This window comes from Acinetobacter sp. YH16051 (genome assembly GCF_013417135.1).
Taxonomy (GTDB): Bacteria; Pseudomonadota; Gammaproteobacteria; order Pseudomonadales; family Moraxellaceae; genus Acinetobacter; species Acinetobacter towneri.
The window spans coordinates 118,320-140,510 of the sequence record NZ_VPEN01000008.1 but is presented as its reverse complement, the minus strand read 5'-3'; the positions used below and the strand labels follow the sequence as shown (position 1 = coordinate 140,510).

At 41.6% G+C, this 22,191-nt stretch carries 22 protein-coding genes; 15 read left to right on the top strand and 7 right to left on the bottom strand.

Translation table 11 applies throughout. The features are described from left to right. The coding region (locus FTV41_RS08980; RefSeq protein WP_179990606.1) for a transposase at positions 1-110 on the top strand (110 nt) is incomplete at its 5' end. A gap of 89 nt (positions 111-199) precedes the next feature. On the opposite strand, the gene FTV41_RS08975 is transcribed toward FTV41_RS08980, so the two are convergent. Together FTV41_RS08975 and FTV41_RS08970 are read right to left on the bottom strand one after the other, a co-directional pair. Next, entirely contained in the window at positions 200-1,087 is an 888-nt protein-coding gene (locus FTV41_RS08975; RefSeq protein ID WP_167846019.1) for a DMT family transporter, read from the bottom strand. A gap of 187 nt (positions 1,088-1,274) precedes the next feature. Further along, complete coding sequence (locus FTV41_RS08970) at positions 1,275-1,424, bottom strand: hypothetical protein (protein ID WP_004973540.1); 150 nt, start codon at positions 1,422-1,424, stop codon at positions 1,275-1,277. A 207-nt stretch (positions 1,425-1,631) separates the two neighbouring features. Here FTV41_RS08970 and FTV41_RS08965 point away from each other — a divergent pair, with 207 nt between their 5' ends. After that, a complete protein-coding gene (locus FTV41_RS08965; RefSeq protein ID WP_179996418.1) occupies positions 1,632-3,056 on the top strand; it encodes a PLP-dependent aminotransferase family protein in 1,425 nt (474 codons plus the stop codon). A 76-nt stretch (positions 3,057-3,132) separates the two neighbouring features. Here FTV41_RS08965 and FTV41_RS08960 read toward each other — a convergent pair whose 3' ends face one another. The 3 genes from FTV41_RS08960 to FTV41_RS08950 form a co-directional block, all read right to left on the bottom strand. Next, positions 3,133-4,482, bottom strand: coding sequence for a DcaP family trimeric outer membrane transporter (locus FTV41_RS08960; protein WP_225530761.1), 1,350 nt, complete (start codon positions 4,480-4,482; stop codon positions 3,133-3,135). Between the two features lie 108 nt (positions 4,483-4,590). Beyond that, on the bottom strand, positions 4,591-5,964 hold the full coding sequence (locus FTV41_RS08955; RefSeq protein WP_163145796.1) for an MFS transporter: 1,374 nt from the start codon (positions 5,962-5,964) through the stop codon (positions 4,591-4,593). Positions 5,965-6,253: 289 nt separating this feature from the next. Then, positions 6,254-7,168 (bottom strand): LysR family transcriptional regulator, encoded by a 915-nt coding sequence (locus FTV41_RS08950; protein WP_096901617.1) that lies wholly within the window; start codon positions 7,166-7,168, stop codon positions 6,254-6,256. Positions 7,169-7,284: 116 nt separating this feature from the next. Between FTV41_RS08950 and FTV41_RS08945 the strand changes: the two genes are divergently transcribed. From FTV41_RS08945 to pcaD, 12 genes are all read left to right on the top strand, one after another. Beyond that, positions 7,285-8,394, top strand: a complete 1,110-nt coding sequence (locus tag FTV41_RS08945) for a muconate/chloromuconate family cycloisomerase (RefSeq protein WP_004973532.1) — start codon at positions 7,285-7,287, stop codon at positions 8,392-8,394. 13 nt (positions 8,395-8,407) lie between these two features. Continuing rightward, positions 8,408-8,698, top strand: a complete 291-nt coding sequence (catC, locus tag FTV41_RS08940) for a muconolactone Delta-isomerase (protein ID WP_096901615.1) — start codon at positions 8,408-8,410, stop codon at positions 8,696-8,698. A gap of 147 nt (positions 8,699-8,845) precedes the next feature. Further along, positions 8,846-9,766 (top strand): catechol 1,2-dioxygenase, encoded by a 921-nt coding sequence (gene catA, locus FTV41_RS08935; RefSeq protein WP_004973528.1) that lies wholly within the window; start codon positions 8,846-8,848, stop codon positions 9,764-9,766. Between the two features lie 73 nt (positions 9,767-9,839). Beyond that, positions 9,840-11,228 (top strand): benzoate 1,2-dioxygenase large subunit, encoded by a 1,389-nt coding sequence (gene benA, locus FTV41_RS08930; protein WP_179996417.1) that lies wholly within the window; start codon positions 9,840-9,842, stop codon positions 11,226-11,228. Further along, positions 11,225-11,716 (top strand): benzoate 1,2-dioxygenase small subunit, encoded by a 492-nt coding sequence (gene benB / locus FTV41_RS08925; protein WP_096901612.1) that lies wholly within the window; start codon positions 11,225-11,227, stop codon positions 11,714-11,716. Before benA ends, benB begins: the two co-directional genes overlap by 4 nt. Positions 11,717-11,811: 95 nt before the next feature. After that, positions 11,812-12,828, top strand: coding sequence for a benzoate 1,2-dioxygenase electron transfer component BenC (gene benC / locus FTV41_RS08920; protein ID WP_019837573.1), 1,017 nt, complete (start codon positions 11,812-11,814; stop codon positions 12,826-12,828). Between the two features lie 38 nt (positions 12,829-12,866). Next, complete coding sequence (gene benD, locus FTV41_RS08915) at positions 12,867-13,652, top strand: benzoate diol dehydrogenase BenD (RefSeq protein WP_004973522.1); 786 nt, start codon at positions 12,867-12,869, stop codon at positions 13,650-13,652. Positions 13,653-13,711: 59 nt separating this feature from the next. Beyond that, positions 13,712-14,932 (top strand): benzoate/H(+) symporter BenE, encoded by a 1,221-nt coding sequence (benE, locus tag FTV41_RS08910; protein ID WP_179996416.1) that lies wholly within the window; start codon positions 13,712-13,714, stop codon positions 14,930-14,932. Positions 14,933-14,959: 27 nt separating this feature from the next. Beyond that, on the top strand, positions 14,960-15,646 hold the full coding sequence (locus FTV41_RS08905; RefSeq protein WP_104851986.1) for a 3-oxoacid CoA-transferase subunit A: 687 nt from the start codon (positions 14,960-14,962) through the stop codon (positions 15,644-15,646). Between the two features lie 22 nt (positions 15,647-15,668). Continuing rightward, positions 15,669-16,322 (top strand): 3-oxoacid CoA-transferase subunit B, encoded by a 654-nt coding sequence (locus FTV41_RS08900; protein WP_104851987.1) that lies wholly within the window; start codon positions 15,669-15,671, stop codon positions 16,320-16,322. Positions 16,323-16,460: 138 nt separating this feature from the next. Beyond that, complete coding sequence (gene pcaF / locus FTV41_RS08895) at positions 16,461-17,666, top strand: 3-oxoadipyl-CoA thiolase (RefSeq protein WP_070155120.1); 1,206 nt, start codon at positions 16,461-16,463, stop codon at positions 17,664-17,666. Between the two features lie 71 nt (positions 17,667-17,737). Further along, complete coding sequence (gene pcaD / locus FTV41_RS08890; RefSeq protein ID WP_179991577.1) at positions 17,738-18,517, top strand: 3-oxoadipate enol-lactonase; 780 nt, start codon at positions 17,738-17,740, stop codon at positions 18,515-18,517. A 92-nt stretch (positions 18,518-18,609) separates the two neighbouring features. On the opposite strand, the gene FTV41_RS08885 is transcribed toward pcaD, so the two are convergent. Beyond that, the gene (locus FTV41_RS08885; RefSeq protein WP_004973508.1) at positions 18,610-19,779 is read right to left on the bottom strand and encodes a thiolase family protein; all 1,170 of its coding nucleotides are present in this window, start codon (positions 19,777-19,779) and stop codon (positions 18,610-18,612) included. Positions 19,780-20,217: 438 nt separating this feature from the next. Here FTV41_RS08885 and FTV41_RS08880 point away from each other — a divergent pair, with 438 nt between their 5' ends. Beyond that, the gene (locus FTV41_RS08880; protein ID WP_004973506.1) at positions 20,218-20,826 is read left to right on the top strand and encodes a TetR/AcrR family transcriptional regulator; all 609 of its coding nucleotides are present in this window, start codon (positions 20,218-20,220) and stop codon (positions 20,824-20,826) included. A 180-nt stretch (positions 20,827-21,006) separates the two neighbouring features. On the opposite strand, the gene cysK is transcribed toward FTV41_RS08880, so the two are convergent. Next, the gene (gene cysK, locus FTV41_RS08875) at positions 21,007-22,005 is read right to left on the bottom strand and encodes a cysteine synthase A (RefSeq protein ID WP_096901605.1); all 999 of its coding nucleotides are present in this window, start codon (positions 22,003-22,005) and stop codon (positions 21,007-21,009) included. Between the last annotated feature and the right edge of the window lie 186 nt (positions 22,006-22,191).

Below are 22,191 nucleotides of genomic sequence, written 5' to 3'. Positions count from 1 at the left end.
AATGGCAGTGTGTGGAGTGCGGTACGCTCCATGATCGGGATGTAAATTCCGCACTGAATATTCTTGCGCTCGGGCATGAGCGTCTAGCAGTAGGAATCTCCGTCCTTTAGGTCGGGGAGGATGTCAAATTTCTGAGATGCTCAAATGAAGTCAACGGATTTGACATAAGTTTGAAACTACATAGCTGTGAAATATAACACTATGCCCAAATGACCAACATTGCTGCAAGCACGACCAATCCCAATCCCCAATGATCGGTACGGGCAAGTTTTTCTTTAAAGAAATACGCTGAAATAAGTAAGCTGAATAATATTTCAATTTGTCCGAGTGTTTTCACAATCGCCACAGTTTGCATACTCATGGCACTAAACCAGCCCAGTGATGCTAAAAAACTGCAGACGCTCACTTTAAAAGTTAATCCAACCCGCTGCCACATGGCATATAAGGTATGTCGTTTAAATATACCTAAAAAAGCCAATAAGATAAAACATTGTAAGCCAATGACCCACACCAAAACCCATGCAGCACGGTGAATAAACGGTAAGAAATCCAGCTCTAGACTGGCTTCACGCACCAATAAAGAAGTCACCGCAAAGCTGAGTCCACTACCGATTCCAATGGCTAAAGTTGTGAATGAAAAATCACTACGTTGATTGCCTTTACTCAGTAGAAATACCGCAATACCGCCTATCGCAACACCTAACCAAGCCAATGCGCTTAAATGTTCTTGTAGGAAAATCACGCCTACAATTGCGGCTAAAACTGCTTCACTTTTGGCAAGTCCGACACCCACCGCATAATTTTTCTGTTGAAACAGTTTTACCATTAAAGCTGTGGCTAAAATCTGACACACTGCTGCAATAATGATATACAGCCAAAACATCGAACTAAAATGCAGTTTTGCTTGTACAGGCTGCTGCCATTGTAAAATGCTTAAATACGCCAGTGCAAAAGGCAAGGCAAAAATAAAACGTGCCAAAGTCACGCCATAAACATCTACACTTGTGCTGAGTTGTTTTTGAAAGGCATTGCGCCATGCCTGCATAAATGCAGCCATTAAGGTAAAGAGCACCCAACTCGAAATCATTGCAACCACAAATGCTTTACTGATAAAGTTATAATTTACGCCTATTCCGTTATTTTTGCGATCTTTATTGCTTTTGAGTTATGCGCTTACGATCTCTTTTATAAACAAAAAAAACATTCATTAAAATTCAAATGAATGTTTTTCATATCTTAAAGCGATTATAGGTGTGCTGTTATTCAAAAACTGTTTAGAACTTATCTAAATTCACCACAACAGCCACGCCGATACAAAATAAAGCTACATACACGGTAAACCAAATAATCATGTGCTTAAATGCTTTGTCTGAAATACTGCTATCGGCATATTTCTGTGGTTTGCGTGAGTTATCTTCTTGCATATCGACTCCAATCTAGCCAGATTATGGGGATATACAGATTATGTAAAATTCTAAAGCATTGCTGTAGATACAAAATATTTATTAAAAACTATAACAGTTGATTTTAGATACATGCCAATCTGTTATAAAAACAGAAATTATTTAATGTTTTAAACCTAAAAATAGATCAAAATAAGTAACAGCTGCAAAAAATGCTTGAGTCATACCATGTATAAATCTGAACAATTGGCGTTGAACATTCGGCAACTCATTGAAAATGGTGCATGGAAAGCACATAGCAAGTTACCTTCGTTAAGAGAACAATCACAAATCAGTGGTTATAGCTTAATGACCGTGCTAAACGCTTATCAAGAACTTGAAGCTCAGGGATTGGTTTACGCTAAACAAAAGTCGGGGTTTTATGTCGCAGAACGTCTCAATCAAACTGAACGACCTGTACCAAGCAGTTTGAGTTTAAATGCACATATTCAAATGAACTCTTTGGTCTTTGGCTATTTAAAATCAATTCAGTCTGCAGATGTCAGTCCTTTAGGCTCTGCCTTTCCCAATGCAGAATTACTGTTTAACCCAAAGTTAATGCAAATTTTAGCGCAGCACGCCAAACGAAAAAGCAGTTATTTTAGCCACGACCACATGCCACCGGGCAATTATGAATTAAGAACCATAATTGCAAATCGCTACTGTTTACAAGGCATACCCACCCATGCAAACGACATTGTCATTACATCTGGCGCATTAGATGCGCTCAATTTGTCATTACAAGCTTTGACCAAACCTGGAGATTTTATTCTATTACAAGAAACTATTTTTTATGGTGCATGGCAAGCGGCTGAACGTCTTGGTTTACAGGTGATTACCATTCCAGAACACCCTGTTTCAGGTTTCGATTTAGACTCATTTGAACAAGCCTTAAAACAATACCCAATTAAAGTCTGCTGGTTGATGTTGAATATTCATAACCCTATTGGCTTTAGTGTCAGAGATGAAATTAAGCAACGTATTGCGAGTTTGCTTGAAGAATATCAAGTGTATTTAATTGAAGATGATGTCTATCAAGAATTGTATTACGGTACGCAAAAACCACTGCCCATGAAGTATTTTGACCGACAACAACGCGTACTGCATTGCGCTTCTTTTTCTAAAACTTTGTGTTCTGCTGTGCGGGTCGGTTGGGTTTATGCAGGTCAATTTTCCAATGCTATTCAGCATTTGCAACTCATGAGCACGGTTTCTGCAAGTCCCTTACTGCAAAATACTTTGGTGGATTTTCTTTCGCATCATCATTATGAAAAACATTTGCGTCAATTACGCAAACAATTGGAAAAACATAAAAAAGTGTTTTATCAGCAATTGAAACAGCGCTTAAACCCAGCTTGTAAAATTCACTACTATTCTAGTGGTTACTTTTTATGGATTGAACTGCCTGCATATATAGATGGCTATACGATTTATCAGCAATTGATTCAAAATAAGATTGGCATTGCGCCAAGTCAGTTGTTCCGTTCTGAACAGGTCAGCCAGAACTTTATTCGTTTAAACTGTTCTTTTGCTTGGAACAGTAATATTGCGACTGCACTGGATGTTTTGTCTGCGGTAATACAGCAACACATCACCCAATATACTCATGCCTAAAATTACAGAGCCGATCACCCGACAATAAAAAAGAGCTGAGTTTTGGCTCAGCTCTTTTGTGATTTACAGGGCTATTTTAGAAGTTATAAATTGCGACTGCATTGATTCGGTTATCTTCACCTGTTTTACTACCATTAACAGCTTCTAAAGCAGTACGTTCACCATAGACATACTCTAGACCAAAGCTTAATGGTTTACGCGGGCTATAGAAAATATTTGCCCAGCCTTGCCATAATTCTTTGTTAGCACGAGTCGCATCAGATTGCGTTGAATCTTTTGGAAAAGAGTTTTTCAAAATATTAGTATAACTTTGATTTTCATCAAAACTCATATAACCATAGCCAAGTGTGCCGTGTATTTTATCGCTGAATTTTTGAGTTATACCCACCATAATTGAATCAAATTCACTTTGAATAAGATCACCATTTGCTTGAGCAACTACGCCTCTGTTGGTAAATGACACAAAGCTGCTATCACCTTTAACATGGTAATAATCTGCTTTAAGGGTTGTGCCAGGGACAACTTCATATTTTACACCTACGCCCACACCCCATGCCATTTCTTCTTCAGAATTAACACGTTTTTCATGGCCCATAGCACGAACACTAACATTTAAATTATCTGCAAATTGATGATTTAAACGTGCTGTTAATGCAGGTAAACGCTGGCTAATTGTGGCATCTTTAGGGTCTTCAGCAGCCACCACCAAATTAGTTTGTGGACTAAATTTTGTAGTATGACGTACCTGAGGTGTACGTTTTACTGCACCACCTACAAATGCCAAAGCATCAATGGTTTCTGGCATATAGTCTGGAATGGCAAAGTTTGACCAAGTTTGACCAATTAACCAGTTGCCATAATTTAAGTAAGCATGACGAATACGTAAATTATCAAAATTTGAACCGCCCAAGAAATCGACTTCAATTTTACCTTTTACGTCTCGATCGCCCACCGGGCTTTTAAAATCCAAACCTAAACGTGTAGCAGAAAGCGTTGATCTTAAACGATCACTACTTTCATTATTGCCTTCTAACGCCACTGCATTAATGTGGTTATATGGCAAATCTCGGCTACTGCCCTCAACCTGATAAGACGCATCTAAACGCACATTACCATATAAGTTGAACTCAGCACCTTTGGCTGTTTTCAGAATTGGACTCGGGCTTGCTGAACTGCGTTGTACATTGGCAATTGCACTTGCTGTTTGCGCATTTTGTACTTTTTGCTGTTCTATCAGACCACGTAAAGCTTGAACTTCCTGTCTTAGTTGCTCAATTTCCGTTTGCTGTTGGGTCTGCGCCTGAGCTGCAACACTCATACCACCCATACTCAATGCAATCATGCTCATCATGAGCGTGCGCTGCATTGTTGGTCGAACCGTTGTAGATTGAAAATTAAAAGATTGGGTTAATGTTTTCGCGTTCATCCTAAACTCGCTTGTTATTGTGCCATCAAATTCTAGCAACAGATCACCATCGCTTACGATGGCGATCTATATCATTGATGACTGTAGATTAATGGAAAGGTAAAGAAATTATTGGGTTGCTTTTTGTGCGACTGGATTGCTTTCTACAGCAGGCTCCGCAGCGGCTTTAGCTTCTACAGACGTTTTTAAATTCACCATGAAGATTGCTAAGGCAGCAATTACACCTGGAATCGCAATAGCAAAGAAGTTCATTTGGTGCGGTAAATTCATGGTTAATAGTGCACCTGTGAGTACTGGCCCAACGATTGCACCGATGCGACCAATACCTGACGCCCAGCCCATACCTGTAGAACGTACAGTAGATGGGTAATATTGTGCGACGAAAGTATAAAGCAAGATTTGTGAACCAATTGTCGCTGCACCTGCAACTGCAATTAAGGTATACAACACGATTTGCGGGCTGTTGAAACCAAGTAGAATTAACGCTGCTGCACCACAGATAAACATAATGGTCAGTACTTTTTTGATATGGAAACGGTCAGCCAGCGCACCACCACCAATCGCGCCAATCATCCCACCAATGTTCAAGGCGAATAAGAAGATCATACTTGCACCAAGTGAGTAACCTGCTTGGATCATCAATTTTGGTAACCAGCTGCCCAAAGCATAAACCATTAACAAGCACATGAAGAATGCGATCCAGAACATGAACGTACTGAACATACGGCCTTGCTGGAACAATGCTTTTACAGGTGCTTCATCGCCTTTAGTCACTTCATTCAGTACAAACTCAGTGTCACCATTTAATTGTTGGCTTGGTGAAATTTTTTGCACAATGCTGCGAGTTTGCTCAATTTCTTTCTTGTTGGTCAAATACATGAGTGACTCAGGCAAGAATTTCCAAATTAATGGTAAAGCCACCAATGGAATAATTGCGATGTAAAACATGATTTTCCAACCAAACTCTGGCACTAACCATGCACCCAACAATGCTGATGTCATACCACCAATCGCATAACCACTGAACATAAGTGCAACTAAAGTACTACGAATACGCTTTGGCGCATATTCAGTCATTAATGCCACTACGTTTGGCATTACACCGCCAATACCTAAGCCTGCAAGGAAACGTAAAATACCAAATTCAACAGGGTTAGTCGCAAATGCGCCAAAGAAGGTAAAGCCACTAAAAATAGCCACACAGATCATGATGGTCTTTTTACGACCCAACTTGTCCGATAACGTACCGAAGGTCATGGCACCAAACATCATGCCAAACAATGCCGTACTGGCCAGTAAACCTGCTTGTACCGCACTGAGCGCCCACTCTTGCATAAGTAATGGTAATGCAACCCCATAAATGACCAAATCGTAACCGTCAAAAATAATGATCATCAAACACCAAAACAATACGCCCCAATGGAATGGCGTAAACTTGGCCTCGTCAATCAAGGTATTAATATTAATTTTATTGCTTTGCATCTTGCTTCACCTCCTAATTGTGAAGTCCGTTACTCCAACTTAGATGCACACAATGAATAATAAGTTAAAATTTGTCCAAAACTGAATAGGCATGGATACATACCTAAAAAGTCTATAGTTTTATAAGATATTGATTTTAAAACAGATAAAAATAACAAGGCGAAAAAAATACTGTAATGTGATGCTTAAAAAAGTTTTTTCAGGCAATTCACATAACAGTATTTTGTTAAAAATATCTGTGCTTTTATATAAAAAATATAGTTATAAATATTTGTTTTATATGGCTTTACTAGAATACATTGCGATCATAAGTAAATGCTTCCAAATCATAAACTTGATAAATGCAGTCAAACAAAGATCGAATGTCTTCACTTTCATCCATATTACGAATTGCCATAAACACAGGACTTACAGCCGAGTCATCTAATAAAGGTATAAAGTGCAAATGTGCCAAATGAATATTTTGTGCGCTTTCTGGCACGATACACAAGCCCTCACCTGCAGCAACAAAACCCAACGCCAATTGTAATTCACGCACTTCACGAATTTTGCGAGGTTCTAAACCATACTCAGAAAACACGCCACGAATTTGGGTAGAGAAGTTTGGCTTGTTGTGATTTGGATATAAAAATAGTTGTTGATCAACAACATCCGCCAAATATACACCTTCTTTTTGTGCCGCAAATGGGTGGCTCGAATGTACTGCAACCATCAAGCGTTCTTCACGTAATAAGATACGTTTAACTGCAGGATCAGAAATTCTTAAGCGTCCAAATCCAACATCTATACGCCCTTCTTTAAGTGCCTGAATTTGGTCATTGGTGGTCATTTCCACCATTTCTATTTTTAAATGCGGATGCTGCTGCTTAAACAAATACACAATTCTTGACAATAATCCGAACAATAAAGAACCAACGAAGCCAATAGTCACAGTACGACCAGCAATACCGACACGTTTTGTCATCGACTTGATTTCTTCCGCATTAGACAAAAGTTTAACGGCATGTTGGTAAAAGAATTGGCCTGCTTCGGTGGTCTTAAGCGGTCTACTTCCACGCTCAAATAGTTGAATTCCAAGCTCTTGTTCTAAATTTTGGATCTGTCTGCTCAAAGGTGGTTGAGCAATAAAGAGTTTTTCTGCTGCCTTGGTGAAACTTTGCTCTTCTACAACAGCAACAAAATAACGTAAATGTCTGAGTTCCATAGCTCAAAATACCTTTTAAGTATAAAAAAATGCATATTTGATCTTCGACCAATGCAATTTATTCTTTTAAGGTATATCACATAACTGTAATAAAGCAATGATATGAAGGGCAAACCATGTATAAGTCAGTAGAAACTTTGCTGGTGGAAATACCAACCATCCGTCCACACAAGATGGCGGTTGCAACCATGCAAACCCAAACCCTTGTATTAGTCAAAATCACCACTGAAGATGGTTTTGTTGGCTGGGGCGAAGCAACCACGATTGGCGGCTTGGGCTATGGTGAAGAAAGCCCAGAAAGCGTAAAAACCAATATCGAAACATATTTCGCATCATTGCTAAAAACTTTAGCTGGCTTGAATGTTGCGCAAACTTTACAGGTCATTAAAAAGAATATCAATGGCAACCGTTTCGCGAAATGTGCCATTCAAACTGCTTTATTAGATATTCAAGCGCAGCGCTTAAACCAACCTTTAAGTGAAATTTTAGGTGGTCGCCTACGCAACTCGGTTCCTGTGTTATGGGTACTTGCATCTGGCGATACAGAAAAAGACATCGCTGAAGCACAAAAAATGATTGCGGCTAAACGCCACAACACATTCAAGCTCAAAATCGGTTCACGCCCAGTAGAGCAAGATGTAGAACACGTATTGGCAATCAAACAAGCATTGGGTAAAGACGTTTCTATTCGTGTAGACGTAAACCGTGCTTGGTCAGAACTTGAAGCAATTAAAGGCATCCAGCTTTTACAAGATGGTGGTGTCGATTTAATTGAACAACCATGTGCAATTGACAACATTGATGCCATGGAGCGTTTAACACGTAAATTTGATATTGCCATCATGGCAGATGAATCATTGATGGGCCCACAAAGCGCTTATCAATTGGCAAAACGTAATGCTGCATCTGTATTTGCAGTTAAAGTTGCCCAATCTGCGGGTCTAATCGAAGGTTGTGAAGTTGCAACAATTGCACAGTTGGCAGGCATCGACCTATATGGCGGCACAATGCTTGAAGGCCCTGTCGGCACGATTGCATCTGCGCATGTGTTCTCGACCTTCCAGAATTTAGCTTATGGCACAGAATTATTTGGTCCGTTATTGCTGACCGAAGAAATTTTAAAAACTCCACTTCAGTACCAAGACTTTGAATTACACCTTCCAACAGGTGCAGGTTTAGGTATTGAGTTGGATGAAGACAAAATTGACAACTTGCGTCGTCAGTAATTAGGAGAAACCCATGCTTTTCCACGTACGTATGGATGTAAACATTCCATTGGATATGCCAGCAGAAACTGCTAACGAAATTAAAGCCGTTGAAAAAGCATATTCGCAGGAATTACAGCGTCAAGGTAAATGGCGTCATATTTGGCGTATTACTGGCCAGTATTCAAACATCAGTATTTTTGATGTTGAGAGCAATGAAGAACTGCACAACATTCTGCAAGGTCTTCCGCTCTACCCTTACATGAATATTGAAGTGATGGCATTGAACCGCCACCCTTCATCAATTCGTGAAGATGACACCTGATTTAATTCGGAAACTGGAGTAAGCACCTTACTCCAGCACCAAAGTAAACATTTAGCAAACCAAGTAAACAAGGAAAGTGGCAGCCAATTATCTCGTTTTTAGTCCAGAGATATTCGCCACCAAAGCACACCTCCAAGGAGAATGAAAATGAATCGCCAAGAAATTGATGCATTAGTTAAGCAAATGAACGTTGATACAGCGACAGGCCCTGTAGATGAACGTGTACAACAAGTTGTTGTGCGTTTATTGGGTGACCTTTTCCAAGCGATCGAAGATCTTGATATTTCTCAGTCAGAACTGTGGAAAGGTCTGGAATATTTTACTGATGCCGGTCAAGCGAACGAATTAGGTTTATTGGCTGCAGGTTTGGGTCTGGAACACTACCTAGACTTACGTGCTGATGAAGCGGATGCTAAAGCAGGCATTACTGGCGGTACGCCACGTACGATTGAAGGTCCACTTTATGTCTCTGGCGCACCTGAAACAGTAAGCTTTGCGCGTATGGACGATGGCTCTGAAGAAGGCAAAATCCCGACGCTGATCATTGAAGGTACAGTGACTGATACTGACGGCAACCGTGTTGAAGGTGCTAAAGTTGAAATCTGGCATGCCAACAGCCTGGGCAACTACTCATTCTTTGACAAGTCACAGTCTGACTTTAACCTGCGTCGCAGCATCATTACCGCTGCCGATGGTCAATATACTGCATTGACGACAATGCCAGTGGGTTATGGCTGCCCTCCAGAAGGTACAACTCAGTTTGTACTGGACAAGCTAGGCCGTCACGGTAACCGTCCATCGCACGTACATTACTTCGTATCTGCACCGGGTTACCGCAAGCTGACTACTCAATTCAATATTGAAGGCGACCAATACCTGTGGGATGACTTTGCATTCGCGACTCGTGAAGGTCTGGTGGCAACTGCGGTTGACGTGACTGATGAAGCTGAAATTGCAAAACGTGGTCTGAAAGGTCCTTTCAAACACATCCAGTTCAACATTGTTCTTCAGAAAGATCAAGCTGGCGTTCCTTCTACTGAAGTTGAACGTCGCCGCGCAAGCGCATAATTTGAAATGGAATCGGGATGTGGTCGTTGCCCCATCCCGATGACTGCCCTCCTTGGAAAGTCGGAGAAAGGACATGCCTCGTATTCCTGTTATCAATACTAGCCACTTAGACCGTATTGACGAATTATTGGTTGATGATTTTGAATCTGGTGAATTTAAATTACACCGTTCAGTATTCACAGACCAAGCCCTGTTTGACCTAGAAATGAAATACATTTTTGAAGGCAACTGGGTTTATTTGGCACATGAAAGCCAAATTCCAAACAACAATGACTACTACACCACTTACATTGGTCGTCAGCCAATCATCATTGCGCGTAACCGCAATGGCGAATTGAATGCCATGATCAACTCGTGTTCACACCGTGGTGCACAATTATGTCGTTACAAGCGTGGTAACAAAGCAACTTATACTTGCCCATTCCACGGTTGGACTTTCAACAACTCTGGTAAGTTGTTAAAAGTTAAAGACCCAGCAGATGCAGGTTATTCAGATTGCTTTAACAAAGACGGTTCACACGACTTGAAAAAAGTTGCCCGCTTTGAAAGCTATAAAGGTTTCTTGTTTGGTAGCATAAACCCAGATGTTCCTTCTTTAGAAGAATACCTAGGCGAAGCGACTAAAATCATTGACATGATTGTGGGTCAATCTCAACAAGGTCTTGAAGTTTTACGTGGTTCTTCGACTTACACCTATGAAGGTAACTGGAAGTTAACTGCTGAAAACGGTGCCGATGGTTACCACGTGTCTGCAGTACACTGGAACTACGCTGCAACAACTCAGCAACGTAAAGAAAAAGAAGCTGGCGATAACATCCGTGCAATGAGCGCAGGTTCATGGGGCAAACAAGGCGGTGGTTCTTACGGCTTTGAAAATGGTCACATGCTCCTTTGGACTCAATGGGCTAACCCAGAAGACCGTCCTAACTTTGCCAAGAAAGATGAATACACCGAGCAATTCGGTGAAGCAATGGCGAAATGGATGATCGAGCGTTCACGTAACTTGTGTATCTATCCAAACGTGTACTTCATGGATCAGTTCGGTTCACAAATTCGTGTGTTACGTCCTCTTTCTGTCGATAAGACTGAAGTGACGATTTACTGTATCGCACCTGTAGGTGAAGAGCCAGAAGCACGCGCACGCCGTATTCGTCAGTACGAAGACTTCTTTAACGCATCAGGTATGGCTACACCAGACGATCTTGAAGAATTCCGTGCATGTCAAGTTGGCTACGCAGGTATCGCACTTGAGTGGAACGATATGTGCCGTGGTTCTAAGCATTGGATCCAAGGTCCAGACGATGCTGCAAACGAAATCGGTTTAAAACCAAAACTTTCAGGTATTAAAACTGAAGACGAAGGTTTATATCTTTCACAGCACCAACATTGGTTAGATCTAATCAAAAAAGGTATTGCGACTGAAAAAGAAATTGCTGCATCTACTGAAGGAGAAAACGCATGAGCGCGATTACTTTAGAAAATATTGCTCAATTCCTTTATCAAGAAGCTCGCTTCTTAGATGATGAGCAATGGGATGAGTGGTTACAGTGCTACGCTCCTACTGCTTCTTTCTGGATGCCAGCTTGGGATGACGATGACCGTTTAACTCAAGATCCACAGTCTGAAATCTCTTTGATTTACTATCCAGACCGTCAAGGTTTAGAAGACCGTGTGTTCCGTATCAAAACTGAGCGTTCATCTGCAACCATGCCAGATACACGCACAAGCCACAACATCAGCAACATTGAAATTGTTGAACGTGATGGCGATAAAGTCACTGTACGTTTTAACTGGAACACTTTAAGTTTCCGTTACAAAACTAACTACAGCTACTTTGGTATGTCACGCTATGAAATCGATTTTTCTGGCGACAAACCGCAAATTTTAAGCAAGTACGTGGTGCTGAAAAACGATTACATCAACCAAGTAATCGATATCTACCACCTCTAAGACTGTATTCATTTACAGCAAGGTAAAAACCTTTCAGCCAGATGGAATCTTGGCTGAAAGGTCTAGTTTCAAAGATTTATATAGGATATTCAGCCATGTCAAACCACAATGTTGCACTTCAATTTGAAGATGGCGTTACACGTTTTATTTCTGTTACAGATGGTGAAACACTGTCAGACGCAGCTTACCGTCAAAAGATCAATATTCCTTTGGACTGCCGTGACGGTGCATGTGGAACGTGCCGTGCGTTTTGTGAATCAGGTTCGTATGACATGCCTGAAGAAACTTATATTGAAGATGCATTGACACCAGAAGAAGCTGAACAAGGCTACATTCTTGCATGCCAATGTAAACCAACTTCTGACGCAGTATTCCAAATTCAAGCAACTTCTGATGTATGTAAAACTGAAATTCATGCATTTGAAGGTACTTTGGCTCGTGTCGAAAACTTATCTGACTCGACGATTACCTTTGATATTCAGTTAGATGAAGGTCAACCAGACATTCACTTCCTTGCAGGTCAATACGTGAATGTGGGTATTCCTGGTACAACAGAAACCCGTTCATATTCTTTCAGCTCTAAGCCTGGTAACCGCTTAACTGGTTTTGTAGTACGTAACGTACCAAACGGCAAAATGAGCGAATTCTTAAGCCAAAATGCCAAAGCTGGCGACAAAATGACCTTTACGGGTCCATTTGGTAGCTTCTACTTACGTAATGTAGCACGCCCTGTAGTGATGTTAGCAGGTGGTACAGGTATCGCACCATTTATGTCTATGCTGCAAGTACTTGAAGAAAAAGGTTCTGAGCACCCTGTACGTTTAGTTTTTGGTGTGACCAATGACTTTGACTTGGTTGCAATTGAAAAATTAAACGAACTACAAGAAAAATTCTCTTGGTTCGAGTACCGCACTGTAGTGGCAAATCCAGAATCTGCACACGAGCGTAAAGGTTACGTGACTGGCCATATCGAAAACGAATGGCTCAACGGTGGTGATGTAGACATCTACCTATGTGGTCCAGTGCCAATGGTAGAAGCGGTACGTGGCTGGTTAGATGCAGAAGGTGTTAAACCTGCAAGCTTCCTATTTGAAAAATTCTCTGCCAACTAAGTTTGTTATACAGTCTAGAAACATAGTCGGAGAATACAATGAATCGCACAAAAAGATTTGAAAACAAAGTTGTAATCGTGACTGGTGCCGCTCAAGGCATTGGTCGCGGTGTGGCTTTACAAGTGGCGAGTGAAGGTGCCCAAGTGGTTATGGCAGACCTTTCTCCCTATGTAGAAGAAGTGTTGGCCGAAATTGAAGAACACGGTGGCGATGCAGTAACCGTAAAAGCCAACCTTGAAACTTTTGCAGGTGCAGAATCTGTGGTTGCTAAAGCACTTGAAACCTATGGTCGTGTTGATGTGCTCATCAACAACGTAGGCGGTGCAATTTGGATGAAACCTTTTGAAGAATTTTCTGAAGAAGAAATTATCAAAGAAGTGAATCGTTCATTGTTCCCTACTATGTGGTGCTGCCGCGCAGTATTGCCTGAAATGGTGAAAAACCAGAAAGGTACCATTGTAAACGTATCTTCAATTGCAACACGTGGTATTAACCGCGTGCCATATTCGGCGTCTAAAGGTGGTGTAAACGGTTTAACCGCTTCCCTCGCCTTTGAACATGCCAAAGATGGTATTCGTGTGAATGCTATTGCAACTGGCGGTACAGAAGCGCCACCACGTAAAGTGCCACGTAATGCCAACCCACTTTCAGAATCTGAAAAAGAGTGGATGCAACAAGTGGTCGATCAAACCATTGATCGTACCTTCTTGGGTCGCTATGGCACCATTCAGGAACAAGTGAATGCGATTCTGTTCCTTGCTTCTGATGAGTCATCGTACATGACAGGTACCGTTGTACCTGTAGGTGGTGGTGATCAGGGCTAAGCCAAGATCATGACCAACTTCAACAGGATCATTGCTTGACGCAAGGAGGCAAATCGTCAATGAGTCACCTGTTCCAAACTTTAAAAAATGACTGGTCAATTTCAGCCACTGTTGCAGGATTCTTAGCAGTGCTGATCTCCTATTCAGGGCCATTGATCATCTTTTTCCAAGCGGCACAGCAAGCCCAAGTTTCCCCAGACATGATGATTTCATGGATTTGGGGAATTTCTATTGGTGCTGCTGTCGCAGGTATCTTTTTGTCCATTAAATACAAAGTGCCTGTGGTCACCGCTTGGTCTGCACCCGGTACCGCATTGCTGGTCACACTGTTTCCCGATATTACCCTGAATGAAGCAGTTGCAGCCTACATCACCTCTGCTGTGGTGATTTTTTTGATTGGAATCACAGGTTATTTTGACAAACTCCTGTCTTGGATTCCGCAAGAAGTCGCAGCAGGCATGATGGCAGGTATTTTGGTTCAATTTGGCTTAGGCTTATTTACTGCAACCGATACCCTGCCATACATTGTATTTGGGATGCTAGCGGTATTTTTATTGGCAAAGCGTCTTAGTCCACGTTATGCCATGATTTGGGTGCTTGCTGCAGGCATTATACTCAGCTTAATGCTCGGTAAAATTAACCCTGTCACCACCAATTTTAGTTTGGCAATTCCACAGTTTATTGTTCCTGAATGGACGTGGAATTCAACCTTAAACTTGGCATTACCTTTAATTTTAGTCAGCTTGTCTGGACAGTTTTTACCGGGCATGGCAATTATTAAAATTAGCGGTTATGACATGCCTGCTAAGCCTATTATTAGTGCGACCAGTATCGCTTCTCTTGCCGTTGCATGTGTAGGAGGAATTACCATTGTACTTGCCTCTATTACTGCAGCATTATGCTTAGGTAAAGATGCGCACGAACTGAAAGAAAAGCGATATATTGCAGGTGTTGCAAACGGTATTTTCTATATTTTAGGTGGGTTATTTGCGGGTAGCATCGTCATGCTATTTAGCCTATTGCCCAAAGAACTGATTGCAGCGTTGGCTGGACTTGCACTTTTAGGTGCAATTGCCACCAATATTTCAGTTGCAATGAGTAAAGAATCACAGCGTGATGCAGCCCTCATCACCTTTTTAGCAACCGCCTCTGGCATGCAGTTTTTAGGGCTAAGTTCTGTATTTTGGGGTATCTGTATTGGTTTGATCGCACATTGGGTATTAACCAAACGCGACAGCTCAGCAGCACCCCTACCTTCAACTCAAAGTTCCAAAAGTTAATGGACAGGCAATTGTCTAGGACACATTATGATTGATAAAAGTCAAACTTCTTTAACAGAAGTCCTTTCGCAAATTAAAGATGGTTCAACCATCATGATTGGTGGTTTTGGTACCGCAGGTCAGCCAGCGGAACTCATTGATGGTTTGATTGAACTTGGCATCAAAGATTTAATTATTGTAAACAACAACGCAGGTAATGGTGACTACGGTTTAGCGAAACTGCTAAAAGCTGGCGCGGTACGTAAAATTATCTGTTCATTCCCACGTCAGTCTGACTCTTGGGTATTTGATGAACTTTACCGCGCAGGCAAAATCGAGCTTGAACTGGTGCCGCAAGGTAACTTGGCATGCCGTATTCAGGCTGCAGGTATGGGTCTAGGTCCAATCTATACCCCTACAGGTTTTGGTACTTTACTTGCAGAAGGCAAACCAACCTTAAATTATGAAGGTAAAGACTACGTACTAGAAAACCCAATCCGCGCAGACTTTGCTTTAATTAAAGCACAGCAAGGCGACCGTTGGGGTAACTTGGTGTACCGTAAATCTGCACGTAACTTTGGCCCAATCATGGCGATGGCTGCCGATGTGACAATTGCACAGGTTTCTGAAGTGGTTGAGTTAGGCGCGTTAGATCCTGAACACATCATCACTCCGGGTATTTTCGTTCAGCACGTTGTTGCCGTTGGCGCAAAACAACCTGAACAATCTGCATAACTGTCACGTGAAGGAGAACATCATGAGCTATACCAAATTAACACGTGATCAAATCGCTGAACGTGTGGCACAAGACATTCCAGACGGTGCTTATGTCAACCTCGGCATTGGCTTACCAACTAAAATTTCAAACTACCTGCCTTCAGACAAAGACGTATTCTTACACTCTGAAAACGGTTTATTGGCTTTCGGTCCACCACCTCCTGCAGGTGAAGAAGACCCTGAGTTAATCAACGCAGGTAAAGAATTCGTGACCATGCTAACAGGCGGCTCATTCTTCCATCATGGTGACTCTTTTGCCATGATGCGTGGCGGTCACTTAGACATCGCAGTATTGGGTGCATTCCAAGTGGCTGAAAATGGCGACTTGGCAAACTGGCACACAGGTGCGCCAGATGCGATTCCTGCTGTTGGTGGCGCAATGGACTTAGCCGTTGGTGCGAAAAAAGTCTTTATCACAACCGATCACGTCACCAAAAAAGGTGAACCAAAAATCGTGGCTGAATTGACTTACCCAGCAACTGGCTTGAAATGTGTAGACCGCATTTACACTGACTTATGTGTGATTGACGTAACTCCTGAAGGCATGAAAGTTCTTGAAAAAGTTGAAGGCTTGAGCTTTGAAGAATTACAGTCATTGACTGGTGCAAAGCTGATTGATGCGACTCAGGCTTAATCGTCTTTAAATATAATTTTTAATCCCCCTAAATCCCCCTTTTTCAAAGGGGGACTTCCATCAAGTAATTTTAGGTGGGAATCTCCTCCCTTTTTTAAAGGGAGGTTGGGAGAGATTAAGATATTTGGAAAATAAAATATGAAAAACGCATATATCGTCGATGCCATCCGTACCCCATTTGGTCGTTATGCAGGTGGTTTAGCTCCAGTCCGTGCTGATGACTTAGGCGCATTACCGATCAAAGCACTTATGCAACGCAATCCATCTGTAAACTGGGAACAAGTTGATGACGTGATTTACGGCTGTGCCAACCAAGCAGGTGAAGACAACCGTAACGTGGGTCGTATGTCTGCACTTTTAGCAGGTTTACCGTACCAAGTGCCAGCAACCACTGTAAACCGTTTATGTGGTTCATCGCTAGACGCAATTGCAATGGCCGCACGTGCAATTAAAGCAGGTGAAGCAAACCTGATTATTGCAGGTGGTGTTGAATCAATGAGCCGCGCTCCATTTGTGATGGGTAAATCAGAATCTGCTTATGGTCGTAGTCAAAAAATTGAAGACACCACAATGGGCTGGCGTTTCATTAACCCGAAACTCAAAGAAATGTACGGCGTAGAAACTATGCCGCAAACTGCTGAAAATGTAGCGGAACAGTTCAATATTAACCGTGCCGATCAAGACTTGTTTGCTCTAACCAGCCAACAACGTACTGCTGCTGCACAAGCACGCGGTTTCTTTGACAAAGAAATTATTGCAGTGGAAATTCCACAACGTAAAGGCGAGCCTGTCGTTGTTGCTGCAGACGAACATCCACGTGCATCAACCACAGCAGAAGCATTGGCAAAATTAAAGCCAGTGGTAAAAGCAGACGGTACTGTGACTGCAGGTAACGCGTCAGGTATTAACGATGGTGCGGCTGCCCTACTGATTGCTTCTGAAGAAGCGGTTGCACAACACGGCTTAAAACCACGTGCCAAAATCATTGCTTCAACTGTTGTTGGTGTTGAACCACGTATTATGGGCTTTGGTCCTGCGCCTGCAATCAAAAAATTGTTGGCACAAACAGGTTTGACCATTGAACAAATGGACGTGATTGAACTGAACGAAGCCTTTGCTGCACAAGCATTAGCATGTACTCGTGACTTAGGCATTGAAGATGGTTCAGAGAAAGTCAATCCAAACGGTGGTGCAATTGCTTTAGGTCACCCACTTGGTGCATCTGGTGCGCGTTTAGTCACTACAGCACTGAACCAACTTGAACAAACTGGCGGTAAATACGGTTTATGTTCAATGTGTATTGGTGTTGGTCAAGGTATTGCTTTGATTATTGAACGTGTTTAATCCTCATTAAAAGTCCCCCTTTCATAAAGGGGGATTTAGGGGGATTTATAAGATTAAGGATTTAAAAAAAAATGCCAACTTTTACCTCAAATGATGCGCAAATCAATTACCAAACTTTTGGTGATGCTACAAAACCTGCACTGATTTTTTCAAACTCGCTGGGTACAAACTTCAAAATGTGGCAAACACAGATTGATTTTTTCCAGCAAGACTTTTTTGTAATTTGCTACGACACACGTGGTCACGGTGCATCATCAGCTCCGCAAGGTCCATATAGCATTGATCAATTGGGTCAAGATGTTGTAAATCTACTCGATCACTTAAATGTTGAAAAAGCGGCATTCTGTGGTATTTCTATGGGCGGTTTAACAGGTCAATGGTTAGCGATTCATCGCCCTGAACGTTTTAATCAGGTGGTGGTGTGTAATACTGCGGCAAAAATTGGTCAAGAACAGGCTTGGAATGACCGTGCCGCATTGGTACGTGAACAAGGTTTACAACCGATTGCTTCGACTGCAGCATCACGCTGGTTTACTGAACCCTTTATCCAAAGCAACGCGACAGTGGTCAACAATCTTCAAAACGACTTGGCAGCTGGCAGCGCCGAAGGTTATGCGAGCTGTTGCGAAGCTTTGGCTAAAGCGGATGTACGTGAACAACTTAAAGACATCACTGTGCCTGTTTTAGTGGTTGCAGGTCAGCAAGACCCTGTGACAACAGTTGTCGATGGTCAATTTATGGTTGAACGTATTGCCAATAGCCAATTGTTTGAAATCAATGCATCGCACATTTCTAACGTAGAATTGCCAAATGAATTTAACCAAGCAGTGAAGCAGTTTATCCAAGCATAAAACTTCATTGTTATTGTTAATAAGTTAAAAAAATAGAGTTCTTTCGAGAACTCTATTTTTTATAGATGAATCTGCAGTTAGACGAGCTGGACTTAAACTAACTCCACCGCAATCGCTGTGGCTTCACCACCGCCAATACATAAAGATGCCACGCCTTTTTTCGCGCCTATACGTTGCAATGCATGAATGAGCGTCACAATAATACGTGAACCTGAAGAACCTAGAGGATGCCCCAAAGCACATGCACCACCCTGAATATTCACTTTGGCAGGGTCTAAATCAAAAGCATCTATCGCAAGCATGGTTACCATGGCAAAGGCTTCATTAATTTCCCACAAATCTACATCGGCAACCGACCACCCTGCTTTATCTAGCACTTTTTGAATCGCCCCTACAGGAGCAAGAGTAAACTCAGAAGGATGTTGTGAATGTGTCGCGTATGCCACAACTTTTGCAAGCGGTTTTAAGCCACGCTCTGCCGCAACCACATCTGATGTAATCACCAGAGCAGATGCGCCATCTGAAATAGAGCTGGCATTGGCGGCTGTAATCGTGCCATCTTTTTTAAATGCGGGACGCAAACTGCTAATTTTATCGACTTTGGCATTTAACGGTTGTTCATCCTGATCGACAATCACATCACCTTTACGTGAATGAACAGTGACAGGCACGATTTCATTTTTAAAATAACCGTTTTGAATGGCTTCTACCGCGCGGTTTAAAGAGCGAATTGCGTATTCATCCTGCTGCTCACGGGTATAGTTTTTCTTGTCTGCCATGTCTTGCGCCAGCACGCCCATCGACAAGCCTGTTTCAGCATCTTCTAAACCTTCCTGAAACATGTGGTCTGTGACTTTGCCGTGTCCCATACGGAAACCTGCACGTGCTTTATCTAGCAAATACGGCGCATTCGACATAGATTCCATACCGCCAGCGACCACAATCTGCGCTGAACCTGCCTGAATAGCATCGGCTGCCTGCATAACAGCTTTCATGCCAGAGCCACAAATTTTATTGATGGTGGTTGCACCTGTACTATCGGGTAAACCCGCTTGACGCATCGCCTGACGTGCAGGGCCTTGCTTCAAACCTGCAGGCAATACACAACCAAAAATTACTTCATCAATGTCAGTCCCACTTAAACCTGCACGTGCAACTGCGTGTTGAATTGCAACCGCGCCTAAATCGGGTGCTATACAACTTGCCAGTGAACCTTGAAAGCCGCCCATTGCGGTACGTACAGCATCTACAATTACAATCATTTTTAGTCCCTTATTACCGTCTTTTTAAAGTGATTACCGTAAAAGCCATGCTTTTTAAAATTACAAATAACATCCCTGTGAGTTAGCAAGTAATTCACGTTAAATGTAAATCAAAAGATGAGCATTGCAATCTCGCAAAGTGCTGAATTGCTATGCTTGATTGATCTTAGACTTTTAGGCCTTGCTTATGAAAAATAGAATAAAAGTTTTAGAAATCCAATTTTATTTCACTAAAATGACCTGTTTGGTTCAGTTTTATTGACAACCGATTTGGCTTATGGATTGTGCTATTTTTCACATGATATTTTTTAAATTCATTGGTTCACTGATGAACATACGTTAAAACTTACCTTTTCAAGACCTTGGTGCTATTTTCAAGTTGCTCAAACTGCACTAGACTCCAACATGCTTAATTGGTTGTAATTGGAATATTGATTGATGACGACTCTACGCCAAGAAAATTTCCGACGTCGTAAAGAGAAAATTTTGGCAATGGCTGAGGTTTTATTACTGGAAAATCATAATGATATTACATTAAGTGAGTTGGCTGCAGAGTTAGATATTGCCAAAGGCACAATTTATAAATATTTCAAAAGTAAAAATCAGCTCTATTTAGAGTTAATTATTTTAAATGAACAGCGTTTATTGGATATTTCCAAACAGTATCACCATAACTTTCAAACTTATGTTTCGCAGTACATGCTGTATAACATGCTTAATTCCAACCGTACGATTTTGCTGCACTCAATTGAAGAACGCTTAACCAATAATGAACGTAAACTAAATGAATTGTTTGAACAGTTATACGATATTCGTGAGCAGCGTATTTTAGAAATTAAGGACATCACCCAAGCCTATTTAGAGTCCTTTAACAGCGCGATGTCGATCCGTGATTATCTGTCTTATATTTGGACAGTAACTTATGGTGCGTCGTTATTACTCAATTCTACCCATTATCAAAAAGCTATTGGGTCACGTGAACGCTTAATCAAGCTATATATTAATCAAGCACTGATGACGCCAGATAAAGTATCTGCGATTGTTTGATTTTTACATAGTTAGCTTCGTTGGATTCATTGCTGATCCCGCTAAATATTAGCGTCTAAGTAGAAAGAAATTTGCTTTTCAGAACGTATTAACTCACCTCATAAATTTATTCTCTAAATAAAAAATCCCAAAGTTCAAACTTTGGGATTTTTCAAATTCTTTTGACTGTCTAAAGACACATCATTCTGCACTAATATCTTCAAATAATACTGAAGATAAATAACGCTCACCACTGTCAGGTAAAATCACCACAATATTTTTACCTGCATTTTCAGGACGTGCCGCCAATTTTGCAGCAGCAGCCATTGCTGCACCACTTGAAATACCGACTAAAATACCTTCTTGGGTTGCTGTTTTACGCGCCCAGTCAATTGCTTCAGCACTTTCAATCGCAATCACTTCATCCACCAAATCTAAATCTAGGTTTTTTGGAATAAAGTTAGCGCCAATCCCCTGAATTTTATGTGGTGCAGGCGTAATGGCTTCACCACGCTTGGCCTGAGCGATAATTGGAGATTCAGCAGGCTCGACTGCAACAGTATGCAATGCCTGACCTTTTACCTTTTTGAAATAACGCGAAATACCAGAAATCGTACCGCCTGTACCTACACCTGCAACAAGAATATCGACCTTGCCGCCTGTTGCTGCCCAAATTTCTGGGCCTGTGGTTTCTTCATGAATTTGCGGATTGGCAGGGTTATTAAACTGCTGCGGCAAATAATAAGTTTCAGGATGTTCGGTTGCCAAACGCTCTGCTTCATCCACCGCGCCTTTCATACCTTTTGCAGGCTCAGTCAGCACCAAATTTGCACCCAACGCTTTCAACACCTTACGGCGCTCAATACTCATGCTTGCAGGCATCGTTAGTGTAATCTCATAACCTTTTGCTGCAGCTACAAATGCCAAAGCGATTCCTGTATTACCGCTGGTCGGTTCTACAATATGCATACCTGCTTTTAACACGCCACGTCTTTCAGCATCGGCAATTAAAGCAGCACCAATACGGCATTTCACAGAAAATGCAGGGTTACGGCTTTCCACTTTGGCTAAAACCGTTGCATCGCCAGAAATTAAACGGTTAATGCGTACCAATGGCGTGTTACCAATCGCTTCTGCATTATTGCTATATACGGCAATCCCTAAATTTGCTGGTGTTGAAAAAGCTGCATCTGTGGTCATGATTATTCCCTAAGTTATATCTATATAAACAAAATTTAAATTATCATACCTTTTTATAAAATTTTTGCCGATGTTTCACGAAAATTGTTTTATACAAAAATATGATTAGCTTTCAACAAAATGCGAATTAGAATAAAGAGATGACGACCTCAGTTTAATTGTCGATTTTCTCGGCACTTGGGTTTG

Excerpts from the sequence above, each read along its gene's own strand:
- catA (WP_004973528.1), top strand. The coding sequence starts at position 8,846 with ATGAATCGCCAAGAAATTGATGCATTAGTTAAGCAAATGAACGTTGAT.
- FTV41_RS08880 (WP_004973506.1), top strand. The coding sequence starts at position 20,218 with ATGACGACTCTACGCCAAGAAAATTTCCGACGTCGTAAAGAGAAAATT.
- cysK (WP_096901605.1), bottom strand. The coding sequence starts at position 22,005 with ATGACCACAGATGCAGCTTTTTCAACACCAGCAAATTTAGGGATTGCC.
- pcaF (WP_070155120.1), top strand. The coding sequence starts at position 16,461 with ATGAAAAACGCATATATCGTCGATGCCATCCGTACCCCATTTGGTCGT.
- benC (WP_019837573.1), top strand. The coding sequence starts at position 11,812 with ATGTCAAACCACAATGTTGCACTTCAATTTGAAGATGGCGTTACACGT.
- FTV41_RS08950 (WP_096901617.1), bottom strand. The coding sequence starts at position 7,168 with ATGGAACTCAGACATTTACGTTATTTTGTTGCTGTTGTAGAAGAGCAA.
- FTV41_RS08970 (WP_004973540.1), bottom strand. The coding sequence starts at position 1,424 with ATGCAAGAAGATAACTCACGCAAACCACAGAAATATGCCGATAGCAGT.
- benA (WP_179996417.1), top strand. The coding sequence starts at position 9,840 with ATGCCTCGTATTCCTGTTATCAATACTAGCCACTTAGACCGTATTGAC.
- FTV41_RS08955 (WP_163145796.1), bottom strand. The coding sequence starts at position 5,964 with ATGCAAAGCAATAAAATTAATATTAATACCTTGATTGACGAGGCCAAG.
- FTV41_RS08975 (WP_167846019.1), bottom strand. The coding sequence starts at position 1,087 with ATGATTTCGAGTTGGGTGCTCTTTACCTTAATGGCTGCATTTATGCAG.
- FTV41_RS08900 (WP_104851987.1), top strand. The coding sequence starts at position 15,669 with ATGAGCTATACCAAATTAACACGTGATCAAATCGCTGAACGTGTGGCA.
- FTV41_RS08945 (WP_004973532.1), top strand. The coding sequence starts at position 7,285 with ATGTATAAGTCAGTAGAAACTTTGCTGGTGGAAATACCAACCATCCGT.
- pcaD (WP_179991577.1), top strand. The coding sequence starts at position 17,738 with ATGCCAACTTTTACCTCAAATGATGCGCAAATCAATTACCAAACTTTT.
- benD (WP_004973522.1), top strand. The coding sequence starts at position 12,867 with ATGAATCGCACAAAAAGATTTGAAAACAAAGTTGTAATCGTGACTGGT.
- catC (WP_096901615.1), top strand. The coding sequence starts at position 8,408 with ATGCTTTTCCACGTACGTATGGATGTAAACATTCCATTGGATATGCCA.
- benE (WP_179996416.1), top strand. The coding sequence starts at position 13,712 with ATGAGTCACCTGTTCCAAACTTTAAAAAATGACTGGTCAATTTCAGCC.
- FTV41_RS08885 (WP_004973508.1), bottom strand. The coding sequence starts at position 19,779 with ATGATTGTAATTGTAGATGCTGTACGTACCGCAATGGGCGGCTTTCAA.
- benB (WP_096901612.1), top strand. The coding sequence starts at position 11,225 with ATGAGCGCGATTACTTTAGAAAATATTGCTCAATTCCTTTATCAAGAA.
- FTV41_RS08960 (WP_225530761.1), bottom strand. The coding sequence starts at position 4,482 with ATGAACGCGAAAACATTAACCCAATCTTTTAATTTTCAATCTACAACG.
- FTV41_RS08905 (WP_104851986.1), top strand. The coding sequence starts at position 14,960 with ATGATTGATAAAAGTCAAACTTCTTTAACAGAAGTCCTTTCGCAAATT.
- FTV41_RS08965 (WP_179996418.1), top strand. The coding sequence starts at position 1,632 with ATGTATAAATCTGAACAATTGGCGTTGAACATTCGGCAACTCATTGAA.